The sequence below is a fragment of the Rheinheimera sp. SA_1 genome (genome assembly GCF_001669775.1).
In the GTDB taxonomy this organism is placed as follows: domain Bacteria; phylum Pseudomonadota; class Gammaproteobacteria; order Enterobacterales; family Alteromonadaceae; genus Pararheinheimera.
The window spans coordinates 147,188-159,186 of the sequence record NZ_LXWK01000020.1; the positions used below are offsets into that span (position 1 = coordinate 147,188).

Here is an 11,999-nt window from a genome sequence, read left to right on the forward strand (position 1 = left end):
CGCCATGCTTACCATCCGTATTGTGACAGTTTTTTTGTTGAGCTGTGGTTTGTTGCTGTCGGCATCTGCGCTGGCTGCCGACAGTAGCGGGCGCTTTGTCCAGCCCAAAGCTGGTTCGGTCGCTTCCGGCAATCTGTTGCTGTCGGTGCAGGCGCAAGACGCCGACGGCATCGCCAGGGTGCATGTTAGTTTTGGTCCGAATGCCCGTGCGCTGGAGCTGTGTCAGTCCGCACAGCAATGTCAGGGGAATAGTTTCAATACGACCCGAACCAATATCGACCCAGCGCTCTATGGTGTCAGCCCCGGAACCTTAAACCTGCAACTCTGGGTCACCGACAGTAGCGGTCTCAGCTCAGCAGTGGCGACCACTGCTGTGACCTGGCAACCGGCAGGTCGCAGTAATTTGACGATTGTACGCAGCGCCGATGGGACTGGCATTAATGTCAGCTGGAGCGCCAATCCGGCGATTCTGCGTTACAACCTTTATCTTGCGAGTGCTCCGGGGGTGAATCGGCTGACCTACCGGCAATTGCCGGACGGGCAGGCCAAGCTGGCGGTGCGCACTCCGGCTGAAAGCTTCAGCAGTCTGGATCCGGCCAAGTCCTATTATTTATTGGTAGCTGGCGTCCGCGGCAGTGGCGAATCTGCGGTGGCAGCAGAGACGCTGATCCCCTCAGGGCTGGCAGCAAATGAACCGCCGGTGGCGCTCAATGACAGTTACACCGCCACCACCAATCAGCCGCTGCTAGTGACCGTTGATCAGGGGTTGTTGATCAACGACAGTGATCCGGATGGTGACAGTTTGACGGTGGCCACGCCCCCCGTGACCGCACCTATATCTGGTACGCTGTTGTTGCAGGCTGATGGCGCTTTCACTTACACCCCGGCCACCGATTTCAGCGGCAGCGACAGTTTTGTCTACCAGATCAGTGATGGCAAAGGTGGAACAGCACAGGGCACGGTCAGCATTGAAGTGAACCCTTTTATTGCCAATATTGCCGGTGAATCTCTGAGCATGAGCGGCGCTTTTTTGTATATCGGACTGGGCGAAAGTCCGCTGGGCAGTGAGGTCGGGACTGGCCTGTACCGCATCGGCGACTGTGTACAGCTGGTCGATACCCGCTGCACTATGGCGGGTCGTTATCAGGAATCTGCCCTGAGTGGTCATGAACCGGGGCAACAAGGTAATTTCAGTTTTGTGATGACCTATCCCGGCCTGACTGATTCACCGGTTTTGGCCAGATCCATCGCGCCAAATAGCAACAGCCTGCAATTTGTTGGCGCCAATCCGGCCCGGTTTGAACTTAGTTTGTTCCCGGATAGCGGTGGCAAATTCAGTGGTTTGTTTCCCGCGGTACCTTTTATCGATTCGTTGAATTTTGGCGCATTTATCGGTCCTGGCGCAACCTGTAGCGGGCTGGATGCCTTTTTACCTTGTAGTATCGGCCAGGTTGGGCGTGTCGCGGGCGCAAAGATTATGGCTACACTCAATTTATTGTCATTCACCATCCCGGGTTCGGCACTGAATAATCCCGGGCCTTTCCCGGCGGTGGCGAACAACGATCTTTATCCGGCAACGATGAATACCCCGCTGAATGTGGCTGCGCCTGGTGTGCTGGGTAATGATCTGGAAGGCAAAGGATTGTTGCAAGGTAATCAACTGGAAATCAGAACCACCTTTAATCCAGGTTTAGGGGGGCTGGTCGGCGCAGCGGCGAATGAGTATCAGCAAGCGCTGTATTTATACCCGGCGTTTGGTGCGGTGATCCATAACCTTACTCGCCTCGGTATGAATATAGGAACGATTGGTATGCAAGGCGGCGGCGCTAATGATGTCGATCTCGATATTGCTGCAGCTGCCTTTCGGTTAAAGGATGTCCAAATCCCGCAGGGTACTTTGTTGATCTTTAACGGCGAGTCTGGCGTGACCGAAATTTATGCGGTTGACGCTAAAACCGGCACCTTGCTCAGCCAACTGGATACTGCTTTTGGTGCCAGTCATGTGGTGGGTGGGGCTTATAATCCGGTAACGAATAGCATCTGGCTTATTCAGGATAACGTCCCTGCCGGCAGTCAGGGTAATCTGGTGGCGCAAATTGATCCGATCACCGGACAGGTGCTGAGCAGTTTTAACGTCTTAACGCCTGAGGTTTCCTTCGGCGTCAGTTTCGGCGATCTGCATATCAATCCGCATAATGGCAACATCCTGTTGGTCAGTAGTATTCAGTCCGCCATGGCGGAGTTTGATGTCAGTGGCAAGCTGCTGCGGTTGCTACCATTCCCGCCAGGCGTCACTACCGTCAGTGGTCTGGCGGTGAGTGCGGATGGCGAATTGTTATGGTTGGTCTCAACCAGCGGCGCGGTTTATGAACTTGGGTTTGCCAATCAGGGGGTTGTACCCACGCTGAAGGCGACATTGGTCACGGGCCCGGCCAATGGCACGCTACTACTGCGACCTGATGGTAGTTTCAGCTATACACCAAACGTCGGTTTTAGCGGTGGAGACAGCTTTACGTATCAGGTGACGGGGGCTTTTGGTGGTTCCAGTCAGAATACAGTGGTGATCAATGTGTTATAGCGGTGAGGCTGACGGCGGCACTGACTCCGGGCAACAACAATGACCCGATCCAGTTTGAGAAAATGGCTGGCACGCCAAAGTATACCGTTGTTGTTATTGGCCTTAGTGCTGACATTACAATGGTTGCCGCCAGCGGGTTTGGAGCGCAGTCTACTGCGATTGGAAGGTTTGTTGTATGACGCCAAGGTGCAATATCTGCCACCCTGGCCACGCAGTGTCAGCAATATTCAGATTGTGGATATTGATGAAGCCAGTCTGCATGAAATTGGCCGGATGCCCTGGGATCGCAGTCAGTTTGAGCGTCTGACGACCAGGCTGGCCGAAGCTGGTGCGGTGCTGGTGGTTTATGATGTGTTGTTCTCTGAACCCCAGCCCAATGCAGCACTGACGGCGCTGCAAAACTGGCCACAGCAGTCGGTGTTGTCAGAAGCACAGCGCCAGAGCCTGCTGAGCTATGCCGCAGGTTTGGATCCGGATTTGCGGTTCGCCGCTGCCATGCAGTCGGTCGAAGTGGTGCTGGCAAATGTGCTGCATCGTCATGGCAGGCTGCGCACCGGTCAGCTGAGCCGGTATATGAGCCAAAATCCGTCCGGGCAAATCATCCCAACCGGCCAACAAAACGTCTGGCAGCAGCGCCCTGCCGGCACCACTCCTTTTGAACCTTTTAGTGGCTTCGCGGCTCCGATCACCACATTGGCAAGTGCCGCCAGTGGCCAGGGTTTTATCAATGCCGAAGCGGATGCCGATGGGTTTATCCGAAGGGTCGCGCTGTTGCATGAACTGGACACACAGCTTTATCCGTCGTTGGCGCTGGAAGCATTCCGGGTTTATAGCCTGGTCGAACAGGTGCAGCCCGCTTGGTTGCAGCAGGCTGGCCACGCTTATTTGCACGGCGTGCAGATCGGGAACAGCTTAATTCGCACCGATCAGCAAGGTCGTATTCTGATCCCGTTTCGGGGTGGTGCCCGGCATTATCCTTACAGCTCGGCTGCCGATGTATTGGGCGATCGCATCGATGACCAGCGTTTTGATCAGGCGGTGGTGTTTGTGGGGACTTCGGCGACGGGGCTGGCCGATTTGCAGGCAACACCGACGTCGCTGACGTTTCCAGGGGTGGAAATCCACGCCACAGTGTTTGACGGCCTGATGTCACCCCAGAGTTTGCCTTACCGGCCGGATTGGTGGACGGGAGCCATGTTGCTGCAGATGCTGATATTGGCGATGTTCTGCCTGTGGTTGTTTCCAAGGCTTGGTCCTTTATCCAGCGTTGCTGCCGCCTTGTTGGTGATGCTGCTGGCGGTGGGGGTGAATCTTTGGTTATGGCGGGTGCAGGTGCTTGATCTGCCTTTGCTAAACCTGCTGTTACTGGTGGTGTTATTGTCGGTTTACTTTATCAGTTACGGCTTTGTTCGGGAGACGCGGCGGCGTAAACGGATCAATGCGGTGTTTGATCAATATCTGCCACCGGCGCATATTCAGCGGCTGCTGGATGATCCGGGCTCGGTCAGTCTGGCCGGTGAAAAAAAGCAATTATCGGTGCTGTTTTGTGATATCCGCAGTTTTACCGCGATTTCCGAGCAAATGTCGGCGCAGGAGCTGAAGCTGTGGCTGAACCAGTATTTTTCAGTGATGACGCAGGCCATTCAGGCGCACGATGGCACCATTGATAAATATGTCGGCGATATGGTGATGGCGTTTTGGGGCGCACCTTTGGCGGAGCCGGCGCATGCCAGCAAATCGATCCGGGCGGCTTTTGCCATGCTGCACGCCTTAGAACAGTTAAATCATCAGTTTCATGCTGCCGGGAAACCGGTCGCCCGCATCGGCATTGGTATTCATACCGGTGAGATGAATGTAGGAGATATGGGCTCCGACTTTCGGCGCAGTTATACCGTGATTGGCGATGCGGTGAATCTCGGCTCCAGGTTGGAGGGGCTGACAAAGTTTTATGGTGTGCCGCTACTGGTCAGTGAAGATACCAAAGCCGGTGCCAGTGAGCTGGCATATCTGCTGGTGGACAAGGTTCGGGTGAAGGGGAAGCAGATCCCCATCCGGATTTATCTGCCGCTCGATTCAGACATCAAAGAGCCGTTGTTAAGCCATTGTCAGACATTTGAACAAGCGCTTGCGTCGTATTTTCAGCAGGAATTTAGCCAGGCCCGCGAGCAGTTGCTGGGGTTGCAACAGGCTTTGCAGTTCAGTCCAGCAGTGCCAGGGCAGCCCAACCTTACCGGGCTGATAGCGCTTTATCTGCAGCGGATCGATGCCTTTTTGCAACATGAGCCGGGCGCGGATTGGGATGGCAGTTATTCTCATACCAGCAAATGAATCCGGTGTTTTTTTATTGTTATAACAATGGATTAATCAACTAACAAGCTGCTGTCCTTAGTCAGTAATAAGCTGTGGATCAACGGCTGTGCACTTTGCGGGCTATGTGCCTGTAAAGCACGCACAAAATCCATGGCACTGGCTGGCGTGCCCGGATAGCGGTGTTGTTGCCACAGCTGACGTAGCGCCGCCGTAATCACTGCATCGCCAACAGTTGCTCGCAATTTTGCAAAGACCAGGGTGGCGCGGGAATATTGATCATAAGACTCGTCGGCATCGACCAGACTTTTTTGTTCTGATCTGCTTCCGGCCAGCGCGCGGCTGTAACGTTGCTGCTCAAAATCGACCAGCGACTGCATCGCATCAATCCCAAAATGCTGCTCGATCAATACCAGTTCGGCGTATTTCGCCAAAGATTCCACCAAAAAGGCGCCATCACCCGGTACGCCGTTGCCAATGCCATGACCAAACCACTGATGCGCCACCTCATGCACGGCACGCCGGTAGACCTGACTAAAACCGGCATCCGGTGCGGCAACTGCCCGCGCGCCAACCCGATGATTAATCAGCACCAGTTGCGGCAATGCATAACCTGTTGGGCCGACGTCGGGCATCATCACCAAGCGCAGCGCATCGCCAGGGTAAGCGCCAACATGAGTGCTGAACCAGTGCAGTGTTTGTTGCATCGCCTGCATGTTGAGCTCAGTGGCGGCATTGTATGCAGGACTGTAAATTTCCAGCGTCACGCCATCCTGGGTGCTTTGCTGTGGCTGCCATGGCACGGCAATGACAGCAGGTAAATTGCGTACAGCGTCTGTGGTTTGATAATGAAAATACTGCCGGTTTTGCTGCTGCCACTGCCGGATTAATTTTCCGGCGGCAATACCTTGATAACCCTGCGGCACCGACATAATGGTTTCCAGTTGCGCCCAGTCGTAGCGTGCGCTGGCGGGAGTCGCAGTGGCGGCCAGTATTGAGGGCTGAGTTTCTGTTTGTGGCAACGGCGCTAAGCCAAACTCTGCCCGGGTTTTGGCGTCACGTAGCCGCAGTTCTGGCATAAATCCTACCTGTGGCAACAGGTGTAATAACCTCAAATAACTAAATTCCGACCGCAACACCTGGTGCATCGGCGCCGGGGCTATTGCGTGCTGAGCTAACTGCAAATTCACAATTAGCTGCGTGGTCGCGCCTGATGCCAGCGGTTGGTCGAACTGATAAATGCGCTGTTGATGCTCGGTTTTTTGCGGTATTGGTTGCGTGATTTGGTGCGAGACTAACTGCGCACCATCGAGATCAATGCTCTGCAGTGCTTGCTGATCAGCAATATCGCCGGGCAGCGTGACCAACAGCTGGGTGATGGGCGTGGGATGCGGATTGGTCAGCGTCAGCGTTGCTGCAATGCTGGCTTGTTGTTCTGCTGGAAACAGCTCGACCTGCAACTGCACTTTGCTGACCACCGGTTGTGGTTGGTGTTGCCACTGTTGGTACTGCCGTTCATAAGCGGCGCGCTGGGCCTGACGTTGCTGTGCTGTTTCCAGCGCACCGGCCTGCTGTAATTGCTGATGGATATGCAAGCCTTGGGTCAGCCATAACAGGGCCAATACCAGTGACGCTAAAATGGTTGGCTGACTCAATCGCAGTTTGAGATGACTATAGCCGGTACCACGATGATAACCTTGCAACGCCAATAGCCAAAGAGTGAGCGCCAATAACCCCCAGAAGGTCAGAAAGGGCCAGAAACCACCGTTGTTGAAATTGCCGGTTGCACTATGACTGGCAAAAGCACCACCAACCGATCCCTGATAACCCCACAGTGCATCCGGCATTTCCAGCATTGTCTGGCCTACCCGCCACAGCGGATGTTGTAACTCCAGCATCTCCGGCAGCGGCGACAGACCTAACAAAAGCAGGACAGCCACCATTAAATTCGCCAGCAGCGGCAAACGAAGTAACGCATGACAGGCCAGTAGCAACATAGCCCACAGCAATAAAGGAATTAAGGTAAGTTGGGCTTGCTGCAGATATTCAGCGAACTGGATGGGAATTTGCGCCAGCAATTGCGCCAATGCGACGGCGCTGAAACTCAGCACGACCATAAACAAGGTTAATGACCACAACACCGCCAACTGACTGCACAGTTGTATTACACCCGATACCGGCGTCGCGGCGATCAGGCTGTCAAAGCGCAGTTGCCGGTTGAGCCAGCTGAGCTGACTGGCCCAAAATGCCAGCAGCAATAAACCAAATCTTGGCAGGACGTCCCAGTTAATCCGGTTCAGCGCATCGCGGCTGTCCGGCTGTAGACGACTCAGCGCTTCGGCATAACCCAAACCGGTAAATACCTCACTGAACACCAGTCCGGTCAGCAATAGCAACGCCAACACAGTACTGCGCTGACGCAATAACTGCAGCCATTGCAGGCGTAGTAAACTGACAAAACTCTGCCAATTGGCGCTTGTTGGGGTGACTGTTCTGAAGTCAGTAGTTTGTGGCTGTCCTGAATATGATCCGTTGAAAGGAAGGCTGCTGAATAGATGGCTGTCCTGAATTGCTGGTGCTGAATCGGTGGCTGTCCTGAATTGAAACTTCCCGGATCGAAGCTTCGATAGTGAGGGCCTCGTCGCCCATGCCCGCCAAAACAGCAGGGCGCTGATGCCGACAATCAGCAACCGGTTCAGTAGCACGGTGGCGTCTGGGTTGATTGACGCACTGCTTTGCAGTTGCACCAACCAGGGCGTCAGGGCATAAGGGTCCAGATACAGCATCAACTGCGACAACCAGTGTGATACCGGCTGACTTTTCGCCATCACCGGCGAACCGGTCGCGGCAGCCAGCAACACATAACCAAGCCAGCACACCGCCGTCAGCAAATACAACAACGCCGGATGGGGTGTCTTGCGGCTACACCACAGTTGCAGCGCGACCAACAGCAGCAATGCTGGCAGCTGTTGCAGCAAAAACAACTGCAACGAAATCCAGCATAAACTCGCTAAGGTGACCGCTGTCGCTTGCTGATTGATGCCGAACCAAACACCGGCGATGGCCAGAAACTGCAATAAAATTTGCACGCCCAGCACCAACACCAGTAAACCGCCGGCCCGGCTGCAGCACCAATGCCAATCGGTCAGTGGGGTGACGCCGGTCAGTTCTGTCATGCCATGTTGCCGGTCGCGTAAAAATGCCAGCGGCGCCAGCACGCCAATCAATAGCACTTGCAGAATCATCAGTAGTTTAGTGTGGGTGAACAGCAACTCTTTGTGGGGTTGCGCAGTTTGCACATCGTTGCCAAGGGTGGTCAACGCAGCAAATGCCAAAGCGAGCAGCAAGGCCAGCCACAGCAAAGGCTGTACCCGATAAAATCGCCATTCGTTGAGCAGTAACGGCAGTAGCTTGGGTTTGCCGACCGCCTGGTTGTTGAATGCATCGCTATCTACCGAGATGTTTTTTAGAGAGCTGCTCAACATGCGATCTGCTCCTGTGGCGCGGAAGCCGCCGCCAGTGTCAGAAAATAACAATCTTGCAGTGATGCTGACGCTGGGCTAAAGCCTTCCCCCGGACACGCTGCTGCATAAAGTCGTAACTGTGGCACGCCGCGTAAATAGCTGTGTTGCAGCAGCTGGGTTTGTGCAGGCAAGCGGCCAGGTTCGCCACTGTAGCTCCAGATCTGGCCGTGCAAAGGCGCAATTAACGCCGTGGTATCGCCCTGCAACACAATCTGGCCATGCAGCATAATCGCCACTTGCCGACACAGCTGCTCGATATCATCGACAATATGGCTCGACAGCAATACCAGTCGGTCGCGGCTGATTTGCGCTAATAAATTATGCAGTTGCTGCCGTTCCAGCGGATCAAGGCCAGCACTGGGTTCATCCAGGATCAATAACTTCGGATCGCCAAGCAACGCCTGCGCAATGCCAAACCGCTGGCGCATGCCGCCGGAAAAATTCGCCACTGCTTTATTGGCAACTTTGGTCAAATTAGTTTGTACCAGCAATTCATCAATCTGTTGCCGCCGACTTTGCCGATCGGTCAGGCCTTTCAGCACCGCGATATGTTCCAGCAGCGCCCGGCACGACAAATGCGGATACACGCCAAACTCCTGCGGTAAATACCCGAGTTGGCGGCGAAGTTGTTGCGGTTCCTGCAACACATCCACGCCGTTAAAGCTGATTTGGCCACTGTCCGGTTGCTGCAACGTGGCGATGGTGCGCATCAGACTTGATTTTCCGGCACCGTTGGGGCCCAGCAGCCCAAAAATGCCACAGCTGGCGTGTAAATCTAGCCCGCGCAGCGCGGCGGTACCGTCTGGATAAGTTTTTTGCAGTTGGTTGATATGCAGCATGGGTGTCCTAGCCTTTGGCATGTTGGTGATTTCAGCAATATCCACCAACTTAAGCTGCTGCCTGATGTGCCTCAAGCGACGAATGACCAAGCTGCTACTTGGCATGACCAACAAGGGTGGCTAGCTTGGTGAGTAAGATTTGATGGATGCCGCGTGGGTAAAACAGCCGATCCTGGTCAAACGGGTCGCAGCTATTGCCGTTTCATCAGCGCAAACTCAGGTTTTGTCCGCCGGCAGATGACAAGCCGCCACAACACAGGCAGCATAAGCAGATTGTTATTTCCGAGTCATCGAATTTGGCCATCAAGCAACCCAAAGCACTGACATTAACAACTGCGCTTAAAGCTGAAGCCCTGTTTCCGCTATTGCCGGTGCTGCTGGTGTGGTTATGGGCGGCGTTGCAACCGCAGATGGAACTGCAGCTGGCGGATAGCGCGTTATTCTGGCCGAATACCGGATTGCTGTTTTTGCAATTTCTGCCGTTGTTATTGGCGCAGGGATTGCTCAGCTGGTTGCACCTGCAGCGAAGTCCATCCCGTCTGACCAAAGGCTTGGTATTGGGGTTGTGGGTTACCGGCATGCTGGTTTATCCGACGCTGATGGTGCTGACGAATCTTGCACCAGCGGTCAGCTTCAGTGATTGGTTGTTGGCGGCTGGATTCTCGCTGTTGTATTGGCTGCATTTTTTTTACCAGCTTAGTTACCAGCATAAGCTGCAACAAGGTGGACGTACGCGTTGGCAATGGTTGTTGTCATTGGACGCGGTGTTGATCTTGCTGCTGCTGGCCTGGACCATCACCTGGGCATTATTGCTGGTGTCGCATCCACCCGGTTTTGCCGGGCAACCGATCCCAGTTCAGGTCAACTGGCAACGACTATGGCAACACCCCGGATTATTCCTAAGTTATCTGTGTCAATTCAGTGTGTTAGCCGCAACGATGTGGTTATGCTATTGGCTCACCCGTTATTGGCTCATACGGCAGGTGCTGGCGAAATATGGTTTATTGCCTTTTGTGCTGGTCAGTCTGACATTGATGTTATTGAGTTATCCGCTGTTATCTGCGCTGTTGCTGCAACTGCCAATGAATCAGGTGGCAGTGCCAGCGTTACCGGGCGGCGGGCCCAACCCTTTTGATTGGTACAACTTTAACTTTATGTTATTTCAGTGGTTATTCACCACGCCGTTGATCCTGGCTTTTGACAGGCAGCAGCAGGAAAGCACGCTGGCGCATATTCAGCACCAGCAAGTTCAGACTGAATTGCAGTTGTTGCAACAACAAATTAATCCGCATTTTTTGTTCAATACGCTTAATAACCTATATGCGCTGTGCCTGATGAAATCTGATAGCGCGCCGACGCTGATTTTGCAGCTGGCGGATTTATTGCGATATGTGGTGTATCAAGGTCAGCAGACCCGGGTGACGCTGCAGCAAGAACTCGATTATCTACAGCATTATCTGGCGCTGCAGCAGCTTAGGGTCAGCAATAAGACCCGGCTCGAGGTTCATTTCCCGGATGACTTGAATCAACTACAGCTGCCGCCTTTGCTACTGCCCCCTTTGTTATTGATCATGTTGGTCGAAAATGCCTATAAACATGGTGTCGAAAATTCGAACGAACCCAGCTGGATCCGCTTGTCGGCTGAGGTAAAGGGACAAAAGCTGTATTTTCGCTGTGACAACAGCAGGCCAGCTTCGGCGACAGCTGCGAGCGACGGCGGTCTGGGACTAGACAACCTGCGGCGGCGATTAGAGTTGTATTACGGTGCGGATTTTATGCTGCATAGTCAGCCGGATGGCGCGAGCTGGCGGGCAGAGCTGCAACTGAATTTGGAGATGGGATGAGTCAACCATTACAGCTGCTGATTGTCGACGATGAACCGTTGGCGCATCAGGTGTTATTGCATCATTTGGCCGCTGAACCCACAGTGCAAGTGGTAGCGCAATGTTACAACGCCGCCGAAGCACTGGCGGTGCTGGCGCATCAGCCAATTGATCTGATGTTGCTGGATATCCAAATGCCGGTGTTGACCGGCCTGGATATGCTCAAAGTGTTGGCCACCCCGCCGCAGGTGATTATTACCAGTGCTTACGCCGAATATGCGTTAGATGGTTTTGCGCTGGATGTGACCGATTATTTGCTCAAACCAATCAGTGCCGAGCGACTGCAACAGGCGCTGGAGAAAGTACGGCGGCGTCAGTTAGCACGGACTTTACTTGCAGCTGGTGCGCAGCCGGAGTTACCGCAAGCTGTGCCTCCAATCGCAGCCTGTTTTATTGTGCTAAAAGTCGAACGCGAACTGCGTAAATTTGAACTGGCGCGGATCAGCTGCTTTGAAGCTTATGGCAATTACGTCAAAGTCTGGCAAAGCGGGCAGATGACGCTGGTCAATTCGACCTTAAAACAGATTCATACCCAGTGTGAAAACGCCGGTTTTGTGCAGGTACATAAGTCGTTTTTGGTTAATAAACAGCAGGTGATTGCGGTCGACAGCCACAAAGTGCAGCTGGCAGATCTTCTACAGATTAAAATTGGCGAGGCTTACAAAGACAACGCCCGCGCGATTTTGGCCGGTAGATAACCAAATTCGGATGCGTGTCGCTATTTCCCGTTATTTCCTTTAATAGCCACTGCTTTGAAAAAACGCACAAGCCTTCCCGATTTTCATAAACCGCAGGCCGTTGATGCGGATGGCATTTATCCGTTTAATGGCTGACTTGTGGTTTTTCTGACCGCTTTTGCCAATTTTCT

The 11,999-nt window shown here is 53.7% G+C and carries 6 protein-coding genes; 4 read left to right on the forward strand and 2 right to left on the reverse strand.

Features of this window, described 5'->3' with window-relative positions; translation table 11 throughout:
* Positions 1-4: 4 nt before the first annotated feature.
* A complete protein-coding gene (locus A5320_RS20430) occupies positions 5-2,578 on the forward strand; it encodes an Ig-like domain-containing protein (RefSeq protein WP_068069630.1) in 2,574 nt (857 codons plus the stop codon).
* Between the two features lie 39 nt (positions 2,579-2,617).
* The gene (locus A5320_RS20435) at positions 2,618-4,906 is read left to right on the forward strand and encodes a CHASE2 domain-containing protein (RefSeq protein ID WP_068069632.1); all 2,289 of its coding nucleotides are present in this window, start codon (positions 2,618-2,620) and stop codon (positions 4,904-4,906) included.
* A 32-nt stretch (positions 4,907-4,938) separates the two neighbouring features.
* Here the strand turns inward: A5320_RS20435 and A5320_RS20440 are convergent, their stop codons facing one another.
* Together A5320_RS20440 and A5320_RS20445 are read right to left on the reverse strand one after the other, a co-directional pair.
* Positions 4,939-8,370, reverse strand: a complete 3,432-nt coding sequence (locus A5320_RS20440) for a M1 family aminopeptidase (RefSeq protein WP_068069634.1) — start codon at positions 8,368-8,370, stop codon at positions 4,939-4,941.
* Positions 8,364-9,248 carry an ABC transporter ATP-binding protein gene (locus tag A5320_RS20445; protein WP_068069699.1) on the reverse strand — a complete coding sequence of 295 codons (885 nt, stop codon included), beginning with the start codon at positions 9,246-9,248 and terminating at the stop codon, positions 8,364-8,366. The genes A5320_RS20440 and A5320_RS20445 overlap by 7 nt, the downstream gene beginning before the upstream one ends.
* 296 nt (positions 9,249-9,544) lie before the next feature.
* Between A5320_RS20445 and A5320_RS20450 the strand changes: the two genes are divergently transcribed.
* Together A5320_RS20450 and A5320_RS20455 are read left to right on the forward strand one after the other, a co-directional pair.
* The gene (locus tag A5320_RS20450; RefSeq protein WP_157606153.1) at positions 9,545-11,092 is read left to right on the forward strand and encodes a sensor histidine kinase; all 1,548 of its coding nucleotides are present in this window, start codon (positions 9,545-9,547) and stop codon (positions 11,090-11,092) included.
* The gene (locus A5320_RS20455; protein ID WP_068069637.1) at positions 11,089-11,829 is read left to right on the forward strand and encodes a LytR/AlgR family response regulator transcription factor; all 741 of its coding nucleotides are present in this window, start codon (positions 11,089-11,091) and stop codon (positions 11,827-11,829) included. Before A5320_RS20450 ends, A5320_RS20455 begins: the two co-directional genes overlap by 4 nt.
* Positions 11,830-11,999: the final 170 nt, after the last annotated feature.

What these genes read in the sequence shown, in the direction of transcription:
- A5320_RS20440 (WP_068069634.1), bottom strand. Translation starts at nt 8,370, where the DNA reads ATGTTGAGCAGCTCTCTAAAAAACATCTCGGTAGATAGCGATGCATTC.
- A5320_RS20430 (WP_068069630.1), top strand. Translation starts at nt 5, where the DNA reads ATGCTTACCATCCGTATTGTGACAGTTTTTTTGTTGAGCTGTGGTTTG.
- A5320_RS20445 (WP_068069699.1), bottom strand. Translation starts at nt 9,248, where the DNA reads ATGCTGCATATCAACCAACTGCAAAAAACTTATCCAGACGGTACCGCC.
- A5320_RS20455 (WP_068069637.1), top strand. Translation starts at nt 11,089, where the DNA reads ATGAGTCAACCATTACAGCTGCTGATTGTCGACGATGAACCGTTGGCG.
- A5320_RS20435 (WP_068069632.1), top strand. Translation starts at nt 2,618, where the DNA reads ATGACCCGATCCAGTTTGAGAAAATGGCTGGCACGCCAAAGTATACCG.